Genomic DNA, 21,250 nt, shown 5'->3' with positions numbered 1-21,250 from the left:
AACCTTGTTTCCTCTGGGGTTTGCCTGAATTTACCCGTCATACTTCGGGTATAAACAGTAACAAGCCTGGATGGAATGAAAACGCATCATACGTCGGGCGATGTTTTGTGCCCTGACGTCATCTGCCTGTTTTCGCCTGCGAACTATATTTTTTTCGCGTCTGGCGATATGCGCTGCACAATATTCTCAATGTGCACCGCAAGATAGAGCTTTTCCGAGTTGCTCATGGCGTGGTGATAATTTTTGCTGACAAACTCATTCATTGCTTCGACACATTTTAACGTGGCCTGATAGCGACGTTGCACCAGAGCAAAGAATTCCTCGTCATCATTATTTAACACCACCCCATCAATCACCCGTTGGGCAAAGAACTTGAGATGGGTAATAAACCGCTGGTAATTTAGACTGTGCTCATCAAGCGGAATATTAAAAAAATACTTCACAATATTTTGTAACTGATAAATAAGCCGCGTAATTTGCGCGGTATTTCCCAGCGTATCGTTGAGACCTGCATTCACAATATGCAAAGCGATACTGCAGGCCTCGCTATCGGGTAAAAGCGTACCGGTGCGTGCGACAATCATCCCAAGCGCCTGGCGACCAATGGCATACTCTGCGGTGTAAAAATGGCGAACTTCCCACTCCAGCGGATTGGGCAGAATTTCATGGTTTTTTTGACGTTGCAGCGCAAAATGCAGGTGGTCGGCAAGGGTTACATAGAGCCCGTCGCTGAGTTTGTGCGTAAGGACGCTGCGGGCGTGGGTGATGATATCGGCAGTGACCTGCAAAATATCCACCGGCACTTCGCTGACCAGATCTTTAAATCGGGCAGAAATTTGTGAATCTTCCAGACGGAATATTTTATCGATGGCGTCGCGGTTGATGCTGGCACCGTTGCGGGTATTAAATCCCAGCCCACGGCCGGTTAAAATAACCTCCAGACCATCCTCATCCACTGCGCTGACAACATTATTATTTAATATTTGTTTGACCAGCATCGCCAACTCCTGAAAACAAAAACGGGCAAGACGTAAATACAGATATGGGCAGATTAGCCCCTCAGTCTGCATTTAGGTTTTGCCCGATAGTCGGTAACAAGCGTAATGCAATTAAAACCTAGCACCGTGACGAAAAATATTCAATGTGACAAAAGGCGTTGCGTAGATTCGTATGCCAAATTGTGATCCGGTTTGCGAAAAGCATTTTTCAGCTGAAACGTCGCCTGTGAAGGACAAAGATTGTCACTTTGCATTGCTGTCGCTACCATACCTGCATGAAAGAGGGAGTTGCGCCAATGATCGATAAACATTCCACCGTGCCAGTCTATTTACAGCTTGAGCAATACCTTACCGGCCAGATTGCCGCGGGCTCACTCAGACCTGGCGACGCTATTCCCTCTGAAAACGAACTTTGTCAGCAGTTTGCCATCTCCCGCATGACGGCGCGCAAGGCAGTGGATTACCTGGTACGTCAGGGCAAAGTGGAGCGCCGCCGGGGGCAGGGGACATTCGTTGTGCAATCGGGTAAAAACGTGCGCATTTCCCTGCCGCTCGACAGGCATCTTTCCTCAAGTGAAGCGACGCTGGGTCTCAATGAGCCGGTAGTAAACCGCCTGATTTGCCTTTGTCATCAGGCTGCCTCGCAGGACATTGCCGATAAGCTTCGTCTTGCGCCTGGCGGCGAGGTGTGGTTTATGCAGCGCCTGCGTCTGGTCGGGGACATTCCCTTTGTTTTTGAGCAATCATGGATGATCAGCGACCCGTTTGACGATCTGAGTGATGCGGATCTGAACCGTTCCAAATATGCTTATATCAGCCGCAAAGGGTTTACCGTTGAGCGTTCGGAAAAAGAGATCCGCGCTGAACTCCCCTCGCAGCAGGTACGCGATATGCTGGGGATCAACCGCGATGAACCGGTCCTTCACGCCACTTCGATAGCTTTTCTGCGCGACAATATTCCTTTTGAGATCTCCGAGATCTACTACAACCAGCAGCACTATCGTTTCACCCTGACCGCCGCACGCCCCTGAGCCGACCAAAGGGCTAACTTTGTGATCGCCACCGCGTTTTAAATTTAGTGGGCTAGACAACTATACATCCACCCTGGCTATACTCCATCCCATGTTCAGCCAGTGCCCTAAAGGAAAATAACAATGAGTCGACCGGGTGAGTTTCTACAGGATTTAGGTAAGGCGTTAATGATGCCGATTTCCGTGATTGCCGCAGCAGGGATATTTCTCGGCCTGGCCGCGGCATTACAAAACCCAGCTATTGTGGGTGAAAGTATTATCCATGCCGAAGTGATGCAGCAGGTTATCGGTTTTATCCGTAAAGTCGCCGGGGCGTTATTTGGTAATTTGCCGTTACTTTTTGCGATTGCTGCGGCTATTGGCCTGGCGCGAGATGAAAAACCCACGGCGGCACTGGCAGCCGTTATTGGGTTTATAACTTTTCATGTCGGCGTTAATTACAGCTTACTGGCGCAAGGTTTAACGCCGCAAACTACCTCAGTGGCCGCATTATTAGAAAAAGGCTACAGCCAGACCGATGCGGTGATGTATTCCGCTGAATTTGCCAACACCTTAGGGATTTTTTCTTATCAGATGAGTGTGCTGGGTGGGGTTATTTCTGGCCTGGTTACGGTAATACTGCACAACCGGTTTTATACGATTAAACTCCCGGCGGCCATCGCCTATTTTGGTGGCCGCCGCTTTGTTCCTATTATTACTGTCATTGTCCTGCCGATTATCGGTGTATTAATGTCACTGGTCTGGCCGGTTATTGCCAGTGCGATTATCCATCTTGGCCAGTTTATTGGCGAGTCAGGTCCCTTTGGTACTTTCATTTATGCCTTTACTGAACGCATCCTGATCCCCACCGGTTTGCACCACATCCTCAATGAAACTGTTCGTTTCACCCCGGTGGGTGGCATGGTACATGTAGACAATGAAAGCGTGATTGGTGCGCTCTCTATCTTCAACTATGCGCTGGCTCACCCTGGCGCGCTGGCTGATGACGTGGTGCGAGAAGCAACCCGTTTCCTGGCGCAGGGGAAAATTCCGGTGATGATGTTCGGCCTGCCTGCGGCAGCGCTGGCGATGTATCACTGTGCGAAGCCGGAGCACAAGCAACGGGTGAAAGCCCTGATGATGGCCGGGGCGCTGGCTTCATTCACCACCGGTATCACTGAGCCTCTGGAATTCAGCTTTATTTTTGTCTCACCGTTGCTGTTTTTATTTCATGCGGTGATGACTGGTCTCTCCTTTGCCTGCGCGCAGCTTTTGCAGGTAATGATCGGCAATATCCAGGGCGGCTTTATTGATTTTATCGTCTTCGGCGTACTGGGCGGCGCTAAAACACACTGGTGGTTTGATTTGCTGCTGGGATGTATTTGGGCCCCCGTTTATTACTTCGCTTTCAAGTGGATTATTCTGCGCACCAGCGCCAGAACACCGGGCCGTGAAGAAGACGAAATGGTACATCAACATAGCGCCCAATTCGTTGATGATGATGCCGCTACGGCAAAAATTATCGCCGGCCTGGGCGGCAAAGAAAATATCCAGAATGTGGACTGCTGCTTCACTCGCCTGCGCGTGAAAATTAAAGATATGCACAAAGTCGACGAGGCCATTCTTAAACAAAGCGGGGCGAACGGGTTTATTCGCGCAACCGACAACGATATCCAGGTTATTTACGGACCACAGGTAGAAAGTATCGCCAGTGCCGTGAAACAAAATTTACTTGTTCAACAGACGCAATAAGAGAACAGATGATATGAAAACTTCTTTTAATATTGTATTAGTTGGTGGTGGTTCCACGTGGACGCCGGGCTTATTAAAAGCGTTATGTAAACTGAAAACGCGTCTGCCGCTGAAGAAACTGGTGATGTTCGATATTAATGAAGAACGTCAGGCGGTCATAGGTGAATATGCTAAAGTTCTTTTTCGCGAAGAGTATCCGGATCTGGAATTTATTTATACCGGCGATGAAAATATTGCGTTCAACGATATGGATTTTATCTTTTGCCAGATGCGAACTGGCGGTTATGCCATGCGCGAGAAAGATGAAAAAATACCGCTGAGTCTTGGTGTGATTGGTCAGGAAACCTGTGGGGCGGGTGGGTTTGCCTATGGCATGCGTTCTATTCGCGACATGATTGCCCTGGTGGAAAAAGTTCGCGTCCGTTCGCCGCGTGCCTGGATCTTAAACTACACCAATCCGGCAGCGATTGTGGCCGATGCGCTCAACAAGCGTTTCCCGCACGACGACCGTATCCTCAATATCTGCGACCAGCCGGTAAACCTGCTGCGCTCCTATGGTCGTTTGTTAAAGCGCGACCCGGCGACTTTCGATCCTGTCTATTTCGGTCTCAACCACTTCGGCTGGTTTACCCACCTGTACGATGAAAACGGCCACGATCTGGCGCCAGAGTTAAAAGCGTATATTGCGAAGAATGGGTTTATTCCGGCAGATGCTGAACAACGCGACCAGTCCTGGCTTGATACTTACGCGGCGGTGGCAGACATGCTTCGCGATTTCCCGGATTATCTGCCAAACACCTATCTGCAATACTACCTCTACCCGGAGTACAAGTTCTCCAGACTGGACCCGAACTTTACCCGCGCCAACGAAGTGATCAATGGCCGTGAGAAGAGGGTGTTCGAGGAGTGCCGCACGGCAGTGGCGCAAGGAACAACGCGCAATGTGCATGTCGTCCATAATGACGCCCATGGAGACATGATCGTCGAACTGGCCGAAGCCATTGCGTTTAACCTGAAAAAGAAATTCATCGTCATGGTGCCGAACAACGGTCTGGTCGAGAATCTGGACGATGATGTGATGGTTGAACTGACGGCGGAAGTAGGCAGCAACGGCCCGCGTCCATATGGCGTAGGTAAAATTCCAGTCTTCTATAAGGGGCTAATCGAACAACAGTTTGCCTATGAGCGCCTGACGGTTGAAGCCTGGTTTGAAGGTTCCTATACCAAAGCCCTGCAGGCATTGACCTTAAACCGGACGATTGTCGACGCCAGGAAAGCGCGCAAAGTGCTTGATGCGTTGATTGAGGCCAACCGAGACTACTGGCCGGAATTGAAATAAGTGAAAGGGAGCCTGCGGGCTCCTTTTTTCGGGCTACTTTCCAGAATACGAAAAAGCGTTACCCCTGAAACGTGAAAAATGCCACAATAGTGGCTGTTTATACAGTGTTTCAGGTTTGCTGATGGCCCTCACCGCCGCGCTAAAAGCGCAAATTGCCGCCTGGTATAAGGCGTTGCAACAACAGATTCCGGATTTTATTCCTCGCGCACCGCAGCGGCAGATGATTGCTGATGTGGCGAAAACGCTCGCCGGGGAAGAGGGGCGGCATCTGGCAATTGAAGCGCCGACGGGAGTTGGTAAGACGCTGTCGTACCTCATTCCCGGTATTGCTATCGCCCGTGAAGAACAAAAAACGCTGGTGGTCAGCACCGCCAACGTCGCCTTGCAGGATCAGATCTTTAGTAAAGATTTGCCGCTATTGCGCAAAATTATCCCCGATTTACGCTTTACCGCCGCTTTTGGGCGCGGGCGTTACGTCTGCCCGCGTAATCTGACCGCGCTGGCGAGCACTGAACCTTCACAACAGGATTTGCTGGCCTTTCTGGATGACGAACTAACCCCTAATAATCAGGAAGAGCAGAAGCGCTGCGCGAAACTAAAAGCCGATCTCGATAGCTACAAGTGGGACGGTTTACGCGATCATACGGATCAGGCTATCGAAGACGATCTCTGGCGGAGGCTCAGCACCGACAAAGCCAGCTGTCTCAATCGGAATTGTCACTACTATCGTGAATGCCCGTTCTTTGTCGCCCGGCGTGAAATCCAGGAAGCCGAAGTGGTGGTTGCTAACCATGCATTAGTGATGGCTGCGATGGAAAGCGAGGCGGTGCTGCCGGAGCCAAAAAACATGTTGCTGGTGCTGGATGAAGGCCACCATTTGCCGGATGTGGCACGTGATGCGCTGGAGATGAGTGCGGAGATTACTGCCCCCTGGTTTCGCCTGCAGCTTGATCTGTTCTGCAAACTGGTAGCGACCTGCCTTGAGCAATTTCGCCCTAAAACCACGCCACCGCTGGCGACGCACGAGCGCCTGAATGCCCACTGCGAAGAGCTCGGTGAGTTGATTGCTTCGCTTAACAACATCCTCAATTTGTATATGCCCGCCGCTCAGGAGACGGAACATCGGTTTACGATGGGAGAGTTGCCCGACGAAGTAATGGCTATTTGTCAGCGGCTGGCCAAACTCACTGATATGCTGCGCGGGCTGGCGGAACTGTTTCTCAACGACCTGAGCGAGAAAACAGGAAGTCACGACATCGTGCGTCTGCACCGGGTTCTGCTGCAAATGAACCGGGCGCTGGGAATGTTTGAGGCGCAGAGCAAATTATGGCGGCTGGCGGCAATGGTGCAGGCCTCTGGCGCGCCGGTGACGAAATGGGCGACCCGGGAAGTACGCGACGGACAACTGCATATGTACTTCCACTGTGTCGGCATTCGCGTCAGCGATCAGCTGGAAAAATTGCTCTGGCGCAGCGTGCCGCATATCGTTGTGACTTCTGCCACTCTGCGTTCGTTGAACAGTTTTTCACGCCTGCAGGAGATGAGCGGGCTGAAAGAAAAAGCAGGGGACCGCTTCGTCACTCTGGATTCGCCGTTTAATCATGTTGAGCAAGGCAAAATTGTCATTCCGCAAATGCGCTATGCCCCGCTGGTTGAAAACGAGGCGGAGCACCTCGCCGAGATGGCGGCCTGGTTCCGCGAACAGGTAGAAAGTAAAGCCCACAAAGGGATGCTGGTCTTATTTGCCAGCCAGCGGGCAATGCAGCTATTTTTGACGTTTGTTACCGACCTGCGTCTGTTGCTGCTGGTGCAGGGCGATCAGCCACGCTACCGGCTGGTGGAACTACACCGCAAACGTATCGACGATGGCGAGCGCAGCGTGCTGGTAGGGCTGCAATCCTTTGCGGAAGGGCTTGATTTAAAAGGCGACTACCTGACTCAGGTGCATATCCATAAAATCGCCTTCCCGCCTGTCGACAGCCCTGTGGTTATCACCGAAGGTGAATGGCTTAAAAGCCTCAATCGCTATCCTTTCGAGGTGCAAAGTCTCCCCAGCGCCTCCTTTACACTGATTCAGCAGGTGGGACGTTTAATACGTAGCCACAGTTGCCACGGTGAAGTGGTGATTTATGATAACCGTCTGCTCAGTAAAAGTTACGGCAAACGTCTGCTGGACGCGCTGCCGGTTTTTCCTATTTCCCAACCTGCTGTACCAGACGTTATAGTGAAGAAACCGAAACAAAGCCGCCGTAAGCGCCGCTGATATTGTGAGCCTGTGAGGAGTTTTGATGGATTACCGCAAAATCATTAAAGAGATTGGCCGGGGGAAAAATCATGCCCGCGATCTGGATTTTGATACCGCCCGGGGGCTTTACGCCCGGATGCTGGATGGCGATGTACCCGATCTGGAATTGGGGAGCATCCTGATAGCTCTGCGTATTAAAGGCGAGGGCGAAGCGGAAATGCTCGGTTTTTACGAGGCAATGCAGCAACGCGCGATGCGTCTGACGCCGCCGGTGGCGAAACCCATGCCGATCGTCATTCCTACCTATAACGGTGCACGTAAACAGGCAAATCTGACGCCACTACTGGCTATTTTATTACACAAACTGGGTTTCCCGGTGGTAGTCCACGGCGTGAGCGAGGATCCGACGCGGGTAGTCAGCGAAACCATTTTCGCACTGTTAGGCATTGAAGCTACCCACCATGCCGGCCAGGCTCAGGCACGGCTCGATGGACACCACCCGGTGTATATTCCTGTGAGCGCGCTGTGCCCGCCGCTGGAAAAACAGCTGGCGCTGCGCTGGATAATGGGTGTGCGTAACAGTGCGCATACGCTGGCGAAACTGGTTACGCCGTTTGAGAAAGACGCCGCGCTGCGCCTTTCCAGCGTATCGCATCCCGAATATGTCCCGCGCGTGAGTAAATTCTTTAGCGATATCGGTGGTCGAGGTTTGCTGATGCACGGAACGGAAGGGGAGGTTTACGCCAACCCACAACGCTGTCCGCAAATCAGTCTGATTGACAGGCAGGGGGCGCGCGTTATCTATGAACGTCAGGATGCCCTGGCGGATGTCATTCTGCCTGCGGCCAAAGATGCCGAAACCACCGCAAAATGGATTGAACGCTGCCTTGCCGGAAGTGAGCCCGTTCCTCAGTCGCTAAAAATCGAGATGGCGTGCTGTCTGGTGGCAACCGGAGAATCGGAGACCCTTGAGAGCGCATTAGCCCGTATCGAAGAAAGTTTTTAACTGCGGTTAAACGAAAAAAAGCCCGTCTCATCACTGGACGGGCCAAAAAGGGTAACAACAACAGGGTCAATGAGGGTTGGAGCAGTGCCCGCCGGAGGGTCGCCGACGGGGTAAAACATTCTTATTTGTAAATAACCGCCGTACCGCTCATTTTGTTATTGCTGTTAGCGGAGGTGATGCTGTAACCCGTTGCGCCAGCAGCGGCTGCTTTCTCAGCCAGCTGTGCTTCAAGACCGTCCAGCGTGGTCGCGCCGTCTGCAGAAACCACACCCACTTTATTCATGTTCTGCGCCTGTGCAGGGCTGATGGCTTGTGCTGCAAAGGCACCGAAAGAAAGGGTTGAAAGAGCGATGGCGGCTACAGCATATTTGATGGTTTTCATGGTCATAATCTCGCAGGTTATTCTGTTAAGGGGACGTTGTTCCGTCGATGTGATAAGTATCACGGTTTTTTGCGAGAGAGAAAATCTAAGAGAATTGACGACCTTGTTCTAAAAAATTGAACAAGCCACAGGTTATTGAAATTATTGTGATTTATTCATGGAGATTATGTATTTTGCCGTTTTGGCAGGTGGGGAATTTTTTTTGGCACAGAATGCTACTTTATCTGCGAAATTTTGTGCGCAAAAAAGCAACCGCTTGCGCTGAGGAAAAAGGTAAAGAACAGTCAACGAAGCTGGCTATCCTTCGATCCTCTACGATTATATCCTGCATGTGTAGAGTTATGTAAATCTTTCTGTTGCTGGCATTGCAGGCAGAAACGTACGCCTGGAATCGCCTTGCGACGGGCTTCCGGAATCGGTTCCCCACACTCTGCACACTCTTTAAGGCTTTCTCCTTTCGGCAGGTCATGACGCGCACGCGCCACCGCATCTTCAATAGTGCTGTCTATTTGATCCTGTACTGCCCCGTCATTTGCCCAACCTGATGCCATTGTGTTTTCTCCTGAATGAGTAACAACATATCAGTATAATATTTATGCAAGTGTTCGCCATTTCAATAGGTGGGTGTTAAACGTTCAGGAATCAGTCGTTCAGCGGCAATGCCCCATTCACCATAACTTCTGAGACTTTTCGATAGCAGTTGATTACGTGAGGCGGCTTCCTTAACAATCCCGGCGGCCACATCTGGTTCGCACTACGTTCGACGCCCATCTCCTGCCTGCGGTCGGTTTGATTCGTGTTACTCACCCCCCGGAGCTCGCCTTTCGGGCCAGCGTGTTGTGATATTCATAATCACTCAGGATGATGTTGTCCTGTTCCGACAAACCTCTGGCCGCCCTCCATCGCGCCCTGACCTTGCCACAGGGTTTACGTCTACCGATTTCAGCAGGGACTCAGCACCTTGCTGCGAAAATTCTGCAAATTGTTAGATGGATTTCGCCGTTGAATACCCCATAAATAAAATGCCGCTCAGTTTGTTAACTGAACGGCATTAACTCAGTACCTGCATAGTCGGGGATGTGGTGTACGCCTTAGCGATCATCCGGACGACGCATATCAAAACGCTGCGCGTCGGTAACGGTGTAATAGGCCGTCGGGCCACCTGCGCGCAGAATCGGCTGCGCTTTGGACGTCTGGTATATGCCATTTTCCAGCAGCGATTCATCAATATGAATGGCGACTGCCTCACCCAGTACCAGCCAGCTGTCCAGCGCCTCACCGTTTGCTTTAGTCAGTTGAATGCACTGGGATAAGCGGCACTCAAAATGCACCGGGCTCTCCGCGACACGCGGCGCTTTAATGATGCGGCTTGCAAGCGGCGTCAGGCCACTAAACGCGAACTCATCTTCCCCGTGTGGCAGTGAGGCAGATGTCTCGTTCATGCGTTCCGCCAGCGCGCGGGTCGTTAAATTCCAGACGAATTCTTTGGTCTCACAGATATTGCGCACGCTGTCTTTCCAGCCGCTGCTGGCGAAGCCGATAACAGGCGGGCGATAATTGAAACAGTTAAAGAAGCTGTACGGTGCGAGATTTTGCCGTCCTTCACCATCCAGCGAGGAAATCCAGCCGATAGGCCGGGGGCCGATAATGGCATTGAGCGGGTCGTGAGGCAGGCCATGGCCTTGAGACGGTTCGTAAAAATACATTGCGAGTCCCTGTGGAAAGCGAGTTTCTTTAGCCTCACTTATTTACCCTGCCGCCGTCAACGGGTATCTTACGCCGCTGCCAACAGGAGAATGCCATGAAAGCCCAGAAGCCGGGATTGCACCCGCGTAACCGTCACCACAGCCGCTACGATCTTGACGCCCTTTGCGCCACGATGCCCCTATTGCGTGAATTTATAATGACCAGTCCGGCGGGCGAACCGACGGTGAATTTCACCGATCCGCTGGCAGTGAAGGCACTGAACAAAGCGTTGCTGGCGCACTTTTATGGCGTAAAAGAGTGGGATATTCCGCCGGGCTTTCTTTGCCCGCCGGTCCCGGGCCGCGCTGACTATATTCACCATCTTGCCGATTTGCTCGCCCAGAACAGCGACGGGGTCGTTCCATCGCAGGCCAGCGTGCTTGATATCGGCACCGGGGCAAACTGTATCTATCCGCTGATTGGTACCCATGAATATGGCTGGCGCTTTACCGGCAGTGAAGTCGACAATGCCGCATTCGCCAGCGCACAGGCGATCATCAATGCCAACCCGGGCCTGAGCCGTGCAGTACGCTTACGGCGACAAAAAGATCCGGCGGCGATCCTTGCGGGCATTATCCATAAAAATGAGCAGTATGATGCCACGCTCTGTAACCCTCCTTTTCACGACAGTGCCCAGGCCGCGCAGGCGGGCAGTGAGCGTAAGCGCCGCAATCTTGGGCTTGATAATGACGCGACGCTCAACTTCGGCGGCCAGCAGCAGGAGCTGTGGTGCGAGGGCGGAGAAGTGGCGTTTATCAGTAAAATGATTGATGAGAGTAAACAGTTCGCGCGTCAGGTGCTGTGGTTTACCTCTCTGGTCTCCCGTGGTGATAATTTACCGCCGCTTTATCGCGCGCTGACGCAGGCTGGTGCCGTTAACGTGGTGAAGAAAGAGATGGCGCAGGGGCAGAAGCAGAGCCGCTTTATCGCCTGGACCTTTCAGGACGAGGCCCAGCGCAAGCGCTGGGCGCAAACCCGCTTTAAGGTGCAGGCTCAACAGGCGGCTGCGGCGCGTTAACCGTTTGTGGCGCAGGGGTACTGCCCGGCATGGGCAGTATCTGGTAGGTTTGTACGGGTGCGCGAACATCGGCTAAATCGAAGTGTTTTTTCACCATGCTGTCCAGCGCGAAGCGCACCGTCCACTGTTTGAGCGGCAGTGTGGTGCATGTCACACGCAGTGTAAAGGCGGTATTGGTTAACCCTACCAGCCCGGCAAATGTCGGTTCGCCAATAATCAGCCCGCGAATATCCTCCATCTCCATCATTTCCGCGACGGCATCTTTCAACGCCTGACTCGCTTTTTCCGTGTTCTCGTGGCGATCCACATCATAGTTGGCGACAACCGAACCAATTCCGCGCACGAAGTTGGCAAAGGTGGTTATCGATGACCACGGAATAATGTGGTACGCCCCGGTATCCTGGCGTACTCCAACGGAACGGATGGACATACGTTCCACCGTCCCGGTGAGCGGGCCAATGGTCACAAGATCTCCGGTATTCATCCCATTTTCGAACTGAATAAAGATGCCGGTAATAATATCTTTCACCAGTGTTTGCGAACCAAATGAAATCGCCAGACCCAGCGCCCCGGCTCCGGCCAGCAGCGGCGCGATATTAACGCCTATCTCCGAGAGCACAATCATCACGGTGATGGTACTGATTACCACCGCCAGCGCATTACGGAACAGAGTTAACAGGGTACGGGTGCGTGCGCTGGGAAGCGGTCTGCCGTGAATATCCGAGGCGAGGCGGTTTTCGATAATGCTTGCCAGCAGCGTCCAGCCCACGGCGGAGAAGAACAGAATCAGCGCGATGCGAATAATGATATCGACCGTTTTCTCGCCTGCGCCGTAGCTCAGCCAGTACCAGAAATCGAACAGCCCCCAGGCGTTGAGCAACAACATTACGGTGGTGCAAACAATGAGAATACGCGCCGCTTTCATCGACGCAGAAAGCCAGCCGTTAAGCCGCTTTTGCAGTTCCGGATAGTTACGTTGCACCTGCGGTGAGAGGGTTATGGTCTTATTTAACCAGCGCGAAAGCATTCCCGAAAGGAAAGCCGCGATACTTAAAATCGACAGGCTGTTTAATGACGCCCCCATCATAAATTTCAGGCTATTGCCGGGATCAAAGAGCGAGAAGAAGAACAGCACGATGAAGTACGCGCTGGCGAGCCAGTGCCAGATAAGCGCAAGAGCACGTATAAACAGGCTAAAAAAGGCAAGCGAGTGATCCGCAAGATGGATCAGGTTGTGCTGGATAATGCGCTTATTGCGAAAGATCAGATATAACGCCCAGACGGTAATACAGAGCATGATGGTCACGTTAGCCAGCGCGCCCACCTGCACATTTACCTGATTGGAGATAATCGGGACGGCGACAAGCAGACCGTAGCCAATCAGACTGCTTAGCGCACTAAGGCGCAGATGCCAGTAGCGGGCGGTGTCGTTCTCGATGCGAAATGGGCGCAGTTCTGCAATACGCGGGCAGAAAATAAGTCGCAGGATGGCTTTAAAGAATTCAATCAGGGCAAAAGCGTTTAAAAACAGGCTTTGCTGAAAGGCGATGGTCCTGTTTCCGTTATTCAGATTTGCGCTGAGGATCTGACCGACAAACAGCGTCAGCGCCAGTAACAGCAGGTCGATAATAAACGCGCCGATAATCATTGCCGGGAGCTGTAGCCAGTTATTTCGCTCCCGGTTTTTATTGCGCCCCCAGTAGCCCATCTTGCGATATAGCGGCATCACGCTAAGGCGCACCAGCAGCCAGAAGGCGAATACCAGTACGGCGAGCAGTAAAAAATGTCCGGCGGCACTGGTAAAGGTTTCAGGATTAAACGCTTTGTGCGGGGAGCTGGTAATGTTGCGATAGAGTTGAGCAAACCGCGACGCAAACTCCTCGCCGTAGCGGCTGCTGACTTCCGTGACGTTCTCCAGTACCGTTTTCTGCTCAACGATTTGGGGGGGCGTAATAACGGGAACAGGTTCCTGCGGTGGTGTCGCCGCGACTTTACGCAGCTGGTCAATCAGCTCCTGGCGTGATTGCTGGTTATCCAGCACATCTGCCAGCGCAGCATAGGCGGCTTTTTTTTGTTCGATATCAGGGGCAGGAGTTTCGGCAATCGGCTGTGTGCTCGTGGTCCCGGTTGTCACGCCGGGAATGCCAGCCGCCTGAGCGGGCAGCCAAAACAGACTGATGAGTAACAGGATCCACGGCATGGGTGCCTCCGGCGAGAAAGTCCAGCAAAATGACAAGTATAGATGGCGGGAAACCCGTCGAAGGAAATGAGATAAATCCGGGGGAGAAGGGGAGAATACCCTCTTCCCGACGGGAAGAGGGTAGAGACGATTCAGGAGACGTGCTGCAGGAATTCCTGTAAGCGCGGGCTCGGGGGATTCTCGATAAGCGTCTGCGGGTTGCCGTCTTCGGCAATCCGGCCTTTATCAATAAAGATCAGTCGAGAGGCAACTTTCTCGGCAAAGCCGATTTCGTGCGTCACGATAACCATTGTCATCCCTTCTTCGGCCAGATCCTGCATGACTTTAAGTACCTCATGGCGCAGTTCCGGGTCGAGTGCGGAGGTCGGCTCATCAAACAGCATCATCTTCGGTTTTACCGCCAGCGCACGAGCGATAGCCACACGCTGCTGCTGCCCGCCGGACAACTCAGACGGATAGTGATGTGCACGCTCGGCAAGCCCTACTTTCGCCAGCAGCTCTTTGGCCAGCTTCTCGGCTTCGTCTTTTTTCGCACCGCGCACGCGCAGAGGGCCAAACATAACGTTTTCCAGCGCGGTCAGATGCGGGAACAGATAAAACTGCTGGAACACCATGCCAGCTTCCTGACGGATCAGACGCTCATCAACTTTTGGATCGTTCACTTTCAGGCCATCAACAATCAACTCACCGCTGGTGATCTCTTCGAGTTTGTTGATGCAGCGCAGCAGGGTTGATTTACCGGAACCCGACGGCCCGATAATAACCACGACTTCGCCCTGGGTAATGTTCAGGTCGATGTTATGCAGCACCTGGGTTTGACCAAAGTGCTTGGAGACATTTTTAAATTCAATCACAGGATTTTCATCCTTCTTTCAAGACGACGCAAAATAAAGCTCAGCACCAGAGTAATGATCAGATAGACAACCGCAACGGCGCTCCAGATTTCCAGGGCGCGGAAGTTGCCGGCGATGATCTCCTGGCCCTGACGGGTCAGCTCGGCGACGCCGATAACAATAAACAGGGAAGTGTCTTTTATGCTGATGATCCATTGGTTACCCAGCGGTGGCAGCATACGACGCAGCGCTAATGGCAGGATAACGTGGCGGATGGTTTCGCCCTTAGATAGCCCCAGTGCCAGGCCTGCTTCACGAAAACCTTTATGAATGGACAGCACCGCACCGCGCGTGATTTCCGCGATGTATGCGCCTGAGTTAATCATGATGGTGATGACGGCGGCGCTAAAGGGGTCAATACGCAAATCGTTGAATGCCATTGGCAGGGCGAAGTAGATAAACATCACCTGAACAACAATCGGGGTACCGCGAATAATCTCAATAAAAACGAGTGCGATGTGGTTGGCGATCCAGCCGCCAAAAGTGCGTGCGAAACCTGCCGCCAGTCCAATAATCAAGCCGCCAGCTAAGCCAAGGACCGAGATCCAAAGCGTCATTTTTGCGCCTTCAATCAGAAGCGGAATGGCAGGCCAGATGGCACTCCAGTCAAACTGCATGATGAGTTCCTGTAAACCGTGGTGGAAATGTACAAACACCCATAGTGCCGGTTTCCCGGCCTACGGGTGATAAGTCTGCTTACGTAGGCGCGGTAAGCTTAGCGCTGCCGGGCAACCCTACTGCACAGAACAAATTATTATTTAGGCTCGGTACCGAACCATTTTTTATAGATTTCGTTATAAGTACCGTTATCGCGCAGTGTTTTCAGCGCACCGTTCACTTTTTCACGCAGCTCGTCGCTACCTTTCGGGAACGCGATACCGTACTGCTGGGCTTCCAGTGAGTCGCCTACCGCTTTGAACTGACCGTTGCCTGCGGTTTTGATGAAATACAGGATGTTCGGGGTATCGTGCAGAACTGCATCAGCACGGTTAGTGCCCAGTTCCATGTAGGCGTTATCAATGTTCGGGAACTGACGCAGGTCTTTGGTTTTGATGTTTGCTTTCGCGTAATCAACAGAACCAGTACCGCTCTTCACCGCGACCACTTTGCCGTCGAGATCTTTGACGCTTTTCACGTCGTTGTTGTTGGCTTTAACCATCACCATCAGACCGCTTTTGTAGTAGCCATCAGAGAACTCGATTGCTTTCTTACGTTCTTCGGTGATGGTGATACCGGCCAGCGCCAGGTCAACGTTTTTAGTTTGCAGAGCCGGGATGATGCCGCTGAAATCCATCGGCTTTAACTCGTAATCCAGTTTCAGTTCTTTCGCGATGGCGGCCCACAGATCAACGTCGAAGCCGACGTACTTATCACCCTGCTTGAATTCGAAAGGAACGAATGCAGTGTCGGTTGCGACAACCAATTTATTTGCGGCCTGGGAAGAAACAGCAAAGGCGAGAGCGAGTGTAGCCAGGGAAAGTTTGAATACAGACTTCATAGTTTTTCCTTTTATATCCACGGGGCGATCCCCTGCGAGAACGTACGCAGTATGAAAAAATCATGCCAGGTTTACAACCCGTTGTTTTGTAAAGAGACGACATTCAGAATCTGTGCACCTGATGAAGCGTGATTAATGCTGTGCACTATTTTGGGGCTTCATATTGGTGCGGAGAACTATTTCGCACAGAAATCATCTTTATTTAGCGCAGGAATGCACCATTAAACAATCTTTTCTTAACAATTTTGTGAAGTGGTGATAACAGTCTGGCGGTGTTTCAGGCAGGAAAAAATAAAAGTGCGCACCAAAAAAGTGCAAACCCCTTTGCCGGGGCGGCAAAGGGGTCATCAGAAGTCTCTATGTCAGAGAGCAAGATTATTCAATGTTGGATTCGATAAACCACAGGAATTTATCCAGGTCCCGTGAAGCGGCCGTAAAGATATCGGCAGTATCTTCATCTTTTGCTTCGCTGATGGCTTTACGCACATCATTCGCTACGATGGCATAACGGTCAGCCAGCTCTTTCAGGTGCTCCTGCACGCTATGGATATCCAGCGGGTAGCTTTTCAGTGCAGTCTTGCTATTGATAACTTGCGTCGTGCCAAGTGCGACGCCACCCAACTGCACGGCACGTTCTGCCATGGTATCAAGGTGATCTACGAGCGCGGTACGGAAGCCGTCGAGCATTTCGTGAACGGCGATGAAGTTAGCACCGCGCATATTCCAGTGAGCCTGTTTCGTGATCAGGGACAGGTCAATGAACTGGATCACCTGGCGATTAAGTAACTCGATAGTCGCTTTTTTATCGCTGTCTGATACATCGTTACGGGTATAAAGCAGATTAGACGCTTTCGTTTTAACCAGTTTAGCGGTACTCATAATCTCATATCCTCTTGATGTTTGTGTCCCAGGTAATTATCGAAACTAAGTATAGCACCAGATTTTTGATTGCTGTTTTGGATATACCTATCGGTTCAATAGCAGCGGTAAACATAAGGGCATAATGGCAGAGAATAATTACTATTTCGTACTATCGCGGCGCGAATAAATTATCAGTGCCGTGGGATAGGGATGTAAAAATATATATTGAAATGTGACAATTTATCGTTGCAGAACAAAGTTTATTGGCATGAATGCTTATTCAGCATGATATGATAACCATGCTGAATAATAATTATTAACCTATATCAACTTTCTCGACTTTAACTTCTCTGCGTAGCGTCATGGTTGAGCCTGTTGAGGCGATCACGATGCACATCAATGCGGCAACTTGTTGAAGAGTAAGCGTTTCATTTAAGAATATCATGCCAGATACCGCTGCCAGGGCCGGTTCCATGCTCATCAGGGTACCAAAGGTACGCGTAGGCAGGCGGGTGAGGGCAATCATTTCCAGCGAATAAGGCAGGGCGGTCGATAATATTGCAACCGCAATGCCCAACGGCAGCACAGACCATTGCCATAATGCTGCGCCGGACTGGAAAGTTCCTAAAGGTACAAATACCAGTGCCGCTATTAATGAACCCAGGGCAACGGTCGCCGGGCCATGTTCTTCTCCGGCTTTATGACCGGAAATAATATAAACAGCCCAGCATGCGCCCGCTCCCAGCGCATATGCCGCACCGGCTAAATCCACATGGGAAACATTGTCACCAAGCGGTAATAAATACCACAGACCCAGCACCGCCATAATAACCCATAAAAAATCAATAGGGCGGCGGGAGCCAAAAAGGGCAACGGAGAGAGGACCGACAAACTCCAGTGCAACCGCTATACCCAAAGGTATCGTCTGAATAGAGAGATAAAACATATAGTTCATCGCACCCAGCGATAAACCATAAGCCAGTAACGGCAGGCGCTGTTCGCGGGTAAAACGCAGACGCCAGGGTTTAAAAATCACCACCAGGATAAGCGTCCCCAGCGCCAGACGTAGCGCAGTCATGCCCGGTGCGCCCACTATCGGAAACAGCGATTTTGCCAGGGATGCGCCCCCCTGTATAGAGCACATCGCGACGAGCAACACCAATACTGATAACCACACAGGTATCTTACGAGACGACCCAGGCATCCTTTCTCCTGTCAAATTGTGTCAATCAAAGTAAAACTTGCAGTCTACTTGAAATAGCCCCGGCTGGTTGAGACTTTGTTGAAAAACAGCGGCTGAAAATAGGTAAAATAGATGACATCTGATGGTTAATTAACCAGGTTGATTAGGAATAATCTGGATGAACATGCCGGGTATTAAGCTCCATAATGGCATGTTCTGCGGAAAAACGTTCGTTTAATGAAAGAGTTAGTAAACGTGTGAAATGTTCTGTTACATGAAATGGCTCTTTAGACATCGTTTATCCCAAAGAGTTTCTTAACAATTTTTGATATATTTAAATCTTAGGATTTACTTGAAGCACATTTGAGGTGGTTATGAAAAAAATTGCATGTCTTTCAGCACTGGCCGCTGTTCTGGCGGTATCCGCAGGTTCCGCTTTTGCAGCAACTTCCACTGTTAGCGGTGGTTACGCGCAGAGCGACGCTCAGGGCGTAGCGAACAAAGCAAACGGCTTCAACCTGAAATACCGCTACGAGCAGGACGACAACCCGCTGGGTGTTATTGGCTCCTTCACGTACACTGAAAAAGATCGCACTGAAGATGGCGTCTATAACAAAGGCCAGTACTACGGTATCACTGCAGGTCCGGCTTACCGTCTGAACGACTGGGCAAGCATCTACGGTGTTGTGGGTGTTGGCTACGGTAAATTCCAGCAGACCGTTGACACGGCTAAAACTTCAGATACCAGCGACTACGGTTTCTCCTATGGCGCGGGTCTGCAGTTCAACCCGATGGAAAACGTTGCACTGGACTTCTCCTATGAGCAGTCTCGCATTCGTAGCGTTGACGTAGGCACCTGGATCGCAGGCGTCGGCTACCGTTTCTAATTCGGCTGGCAATAAAAAATCCGCCTCAAGGGGCGGATTTTTTTTGCCTGTTATTCAGGAAATCACTTAACGATGCGTATCGAAAACATCGGTTGCCAGGCGGTCATAGTCAATTTTCTGTAACTTAAAGTTGGTAATGTACACTGGCCCGACTTTTTGCTCGGACATGAACGGGTACGAATTTTTAATCTCCTGGGTGGTGATGCCTGTCCACTGGGAGAAGAAGCTCAGGAAATCGTTCGCTGAACGGCGCGCTTTAATCTCCCGATGCTTCGTGTCATCGCTCGACAGTACCATAAACGGCACCTGGAAGTTTTGTTTAAACAGGTCGTCATGTGCCAGATATTGCACGTCCGTCCCGCGCTCCCTGAATGTCAGCCCGTGGTCAGAGAAATAAACCATAGAGAAACTGTCATTCGTGGCAACCAGTTGGGAGTAGAGTTTACCCAACAGTTCATCCGTTGCGGTGATGGAATAGAGGTAGCAAGAGGTCTCTTTTGACTGCACGAACTCGCTGTATTTACCGCCGGAGCGCTCGCAGGTTGACGGGTGTGAGCCCATCAGATGCAGCACAATCAACTGCGGCTGGGTGCGTTTGGTAGCCAGTACCTGATTGGTCAGCTTAAGCAAATCTTCATCACGGGTATTTTTATCCGCTTCGAAATCACCGCTTTTCAGGAACTGCACTTCATCTGCACGCTTCGCGATACTGGCAATTGCAGTGTCATACTCGCCGATCTGCCCCTGATTAGAGAACCACCAGGTCTGAAAGCCCGCGCGGTTTGCGAGGGTAACAAAATTATCCTGATACTGCGGCTTATCATCTACCACACGGTTGAGCGTCAGGCCCAGCGATTTCTGGGTCGAACCGCTGGCAGAGATGTAATCCATAAAGAACGTGCCATTGGCCTGGCTTTCGAACGGTGTATTGTTCCAGTGGCCGCCAAAGGCGCCCGCCGCGTCACGGCGTACGCTCTCGCCAATCACCACTACATAGGTATGATACTTCGGTTTGACGCCAAGGACAGTCCAGGTGTCCTTCATGCTGGCGAGCTGCGCCATGTTTTCCTGCTCTTTCACCACTTCATAGTTGTTCACCGCGACATCGCGAACGAAGCGCAGGACCGGAACACCGGTATCAATCAGTCTGAACTCAAAGCCGCGGAAGTGGTTTTGCACAGGGCCAATAAAATAGGATGCGACGCAAAATACCACGCCGAGCGTATCCCATTTGAGCCACGGGGTTGACGGCTGCGTTACCCGGCGACGCATCGACACAATACCCAGCGCAAAAATAAACGCGCCGATAGCGTAATGATGCCATGGGAAAATCGTCAGAATTTCCGTCGACTCTTCCATATTGGTCGAGTGCAGGGCCAGCAGGGTATTAAAGTTCGGTGCGCCATAGGCCTGACCAAACGGGAAATAGCAGGCGGCGACGAGTGACGTAATACCAATGACAATTTTTTGCGCCCGGGGCGCATGTCGCCACAGTACGCACAGAGCACAGGTAAAGACCACGGCGTACAGGACACTAAATTCATAACCAAGAGCAAAATTAATCAACATTGACTGGAGAAAATAGAAACCTGTCCACGGATTGATTGTCTGGCTGCGGAAGGCAACGGATTCTTTAAGGATTATGCTCATAGATTACTTCACGAAAACGCCATGTGCTCACCCTGGCGAAAGGGTCAAAACCTGCCGGACAGTGCGTGGAGAGGGAAAGAGGTCCGCTTCTGCGAGCCGCAATTTGTGCAGGGCTGCGCAAAGATAAAGTTAGCCGTGCTGAAGGTCAACACCTGCTACCGTGTCGTTTTGGGAGGGCGGTTGCAAATCAAACAAATAAGTGAAAATTATGTGCGGGCAATCCGATTATAACGGGTGAATGTGACGGAAAAATGAAGCGGCGTACCGCGACGCCGCATTAATGAGAACTTTTATCGTCTTTCTGTGGCTTGCCGTTAAACATATCACACAGCATGTTCAGCAGCAGCAGACGAACTTGAAACGGGGAGTGAGTAAACACGCTCATGCACCTCTGAAATTCGTTCATGTTGACCTCCTTACTGATTTGTTCACTCCCGGCCATCCATGTCAGGTTGAACGTATTACATACAGATATAGCACAGGCTATATTTTATAGCTATGGCTAAGACGTTAATTTTTTGTGCTGGTTCACCTATGGTTTACAATGTGCCTTCTCTTATATGATGCGGGTATCGCGTCACA

Annotated in this window: 19 protein-coding genes; 7 read left to right on the top strand and 12 right to left on the bottom strand. The window is 51.3% G+C overall.

The window, feature by feature from the left end; translation table 11 throughout:
- Positions 1-143 precede the first annotated feature (143 nt).
- The gene (gene licT, locus AAIG39_RS12290; RefSeq protein ID WP_343193960.1) at positions 144-998 is read right to left on the bottom strand and encodes a BglG family transcription antiterminator LicT; all 855 of its coding nucleotides are present in this window, start codon (positions 996-998) and stop codon (positions 144-146) included.
- Positions 999-1,294: 296 nt separating this feature from the next.
- On the opposite strand from licT, the gene AAIG39_RS12285 reads away from it, so the two are divergent.
- The 5 genes from AAIG39_RS12285 (at position 1,295) to ybiB (ending at position 8,350) form a co-directional block, all read left to right on the top strand.
- Positions 1,295-2,029 (top strand): GntR family transcriptional regulator, encoded by a 735-nt coding sequence (locus AAIG39_RS12285; RefSeq protein ID WP_343193959.1) that lies wholly within the window; start codon positions 1,295-1,297, stop codon positions 2,027-2,029.
- Between the two features lie 123 nt (positions 2,030-2,152).
- Positions 2,153-3,760, top strand: coding sequence for a PTS transporter subunit EIIC (locus tag AAIG39_RS12280; RefSeq protein ID WP_090086922.1), 1,608 nt, complete (start codon positions 2,153-2,155; stop codon positions 3,758-3,760).
- Positions 3,761-3,773: 13 nt separating this feature from the next.
- On the top strand, positions 3,774-5,099 hold the full coding sequence (locus AAIG39_RS12275) for a 6-phospho-alpha-glucosidase (RefSeq protein ID WP_090086924.1): 1,326 nt from the start codon (positions 3,774-3,776) through the stop codon (positions 5,097-5,099).
- A 121-nt stretch (positions 5,100-5,220) separates the two neighbouring features.
- On the top strand, positions 5,221-7,362 hold the full coding sequence (dinG, locus tag AAIG39_RS12270) for an ATP-dependent DNA helicase DinG (RefSeq protein ID WP_343193958.1): 2,142 nt from the start codon (positions 5,221-5,223) through the stop codon (positions 7,360-7,362).
- Positions 7,363-7,387: 25 nt separating this feature from the next.
- Positions 7,388-8,350: a DNA-binding protein YbiB gene (ybiB, locus tag AAIG39_RS12265; protein WP_090086928.1), complete on the top strand. Its 963-nt coding sequence runs from the start codon at positions 7,388-7,390 to the stop codon at positions 8,348-8,350.
- Between the two features lie 121 nt (positions 8,351-8,471).
- Here the strand turns inward: ybiB and ybiJ are convergent, their stop codons facing one another.
- The 3 genes from ybiJ to AAIG39_RS12250 all read right to left on the bottom strand — a co-directional run bounded on the left by ybiJ (position 8,472) and on the right by AAIG39_RS12250 (position 10,438).
- A complete protein-coding gene (gene ybiJ, locus AAIG39_RS12260; RefSeq protein WP_090086930.1) occupies positions 8,472-8,732 on the bottom strand; it encodes a DUF1471 family protein YbiJ in 261 nt (86 codons plus the stop codon).
- A 284-nt stretch (positions 8,733-9,016) separates the two neighbouring features.
- The gene (locus AAIG39_RS12255; RefSeq protein WP_039077210.1) at positions 9,017-9,283 is read right to left on the bottom strand and encodes a DksA/TraR family C4-type zinc finger protein; all 267 of its coding nucleotides are present in this window, start codon (positions 9,281-9,283) and stop codon (positions 9,017-9,019) included.
- A gap of 540 nt (positions 9,284-9,823) precedes the next feature.
- A complete protein-coding gene (locus tag AAIG39_RS12250) occupies positions 9,824-10,438 on the bottom strand; it encodes a flavin reductase family protein (RefSeq protein WP_090086932.1) in 615 nt (204 codons plus the stop codon).
- A 95-nt stretch (positions 10,439-10,533) separates the two neighbouring features.
- Here AAIG39_RS12250 and rlmF point away from each other — a divergent pair, with 95 nt between their 5' ends.
- Complete coding sequence (rlmF, locus tag AAIG39_RS12245) at positions 10,534-11,496, top strand: 23S rRNA (adenine(1618)-N(6))-methyltransferase RlmF (protein ID WP_343193957.1); 963 nt, start codon at positions 10,534-10,536, stop codon at positions 11,494-11,496.
- On the opposite strand, the gene ybiO is transcribed toward rlmF, so the two are convergent.
- The 6 genes from ybiO to rhtA form a co-directional block, all read right to left on the bottom strand.
- On the bottom strand, positions 11,459-13,696 hold the full coding sequence (gene ybiO / locus AAIG39_RS12240) for a mechanosensitive channel protein (protein ID WP_343193956.1): 2,238 nt from the start codon (positions 13,694-13,696) through the stop codon (positions 11,459-11,461). The two genes, rlmF and ybiO, sit on opposite strands and share 38 nt — an antisense overlap.
- A gap of 131 nt (positions 13,697-13,827) precedes the next feature.
- Entirely contained in the window at positions 13,828-14,550 is a 723-nt protein-coding gene (glnQ, locus tag AAIG39_RS12235) for a glutamine ABC transporter ATP-binding protein GlnQ (RefSeq protein ID WP_039077206.1), read from the bottom strand.
- Positions 14,547-15,206: a glutamine ABC transporter permease GlnP gene (gene glnP / locus AAIG39_RS12230; RefSeq protein ID WP_090086937.1), complete on the bottom strand. Its 660-nt coding sequence runs from the start codon at positions 15,204-15,206 to the stop codon at positions 14,547-14,549. Before glnP ends, glnQ begins: the two co-directional genes overlap by 4 nt.
- 137 nt (positions 15,207-15,343) lie before the next feature.
- Entirely contained in the window at positions 15,344-16,087 is a 744-nt protein-coding gene (gene glnH, locus AAIG39_RS12225; RefSeq protein ID WP_090086940.1) for a glutamine ABC transporter substrate-binding protein GlnH, read from the bottom strand.
- A gap of 375 nt (positions 16,088-16,462) precedes the next feature.
- The gene (gene dps, locus AAIG39_RS12220; RefSeq protein WP_090086942.1) at positions 16,463-16,966 is read right to left on the bottom strand and encodes a DNA starvation/stationary phase protection protein Dps; all 504 of its coding nucleotides are present in this window, start codon (positions 16,964-16,966) and stop codon (positions 16,463-16,465) included.
- Positions 16,967-17,264: 298 nt separating this feature from the next.
- Entirely contained in the window at positions 17,265-18,152 is an 888-nt protein-coding gene (gene rhtA, locus AAIG39_RS12215) for a threonine/homoserine exporter RhtA (protein ID WP_249568638.1), read from the bottom strand.
- Between the two features lie 353 nt (positions 18,153-18,505).
- Here rhtA and ompX point away from each other — a divergent pair, with 353 nt between their 5' ends.
- Positions 18,506-19,018 carry an outer membrane protein OmpX gene (ompX, locus tag AAIG39_RS12210; protein WP_090086947.1) on the top strand — a complete coding sequence of 171 codons (513 nt, stop codon included), beginning with the start codon at positions 18,506-18,508 and terminating at the stop codon, positions 19,016-19,018.
- A gap of 66 nt (positions 19,019-19,084) precedes the next feature.
- Here the strand turns inward: ompX and AAIG39_RS12205 are convergent, their stop codons facing one another.
- Positions 19,085-20,668, bottom strand: a complete 1,584-nt coding sequence (locus AAIG39_RS12205; RefSeq protein WP_090086949.1) for a phosphoethanolamine transferase — start codon at positions 20,666-20,668, stop codon at positions 19,085-19,087.
- 277 nt (positions 20,669-20,945) lie between these two features.
- Positions 20,946-21,074: a manganase accumulation protein MntS gene (gene mntS / locus AAIG39_RS12200; protein ID WP_090086951.1), complete on the bottom strand. Its 129-nt coding sequence runs from the start codon at positions 21,072-21,074 to the stop codon at positions 20,946-20,948.
- Positions 21,075-21,250: the final 176 nt, after the last annotated feature.

The sequence above is a fragment of the Phytobacter palmae genome, from assembly GCF_039409775.1.
In the GTDB taxonomy this organism is placed as follows: domain Bacteria; phylum Pseudomonadota; class Gammaproteobacteria; order Enterobacterales; family Enterobacteriaceae; genus Phytobacter; species Phytobacter palmae.
Note: the sequence above shows the minus strand (reverse complement) of the source record. Positions and strands in the feature narration are given on the sequence as shown.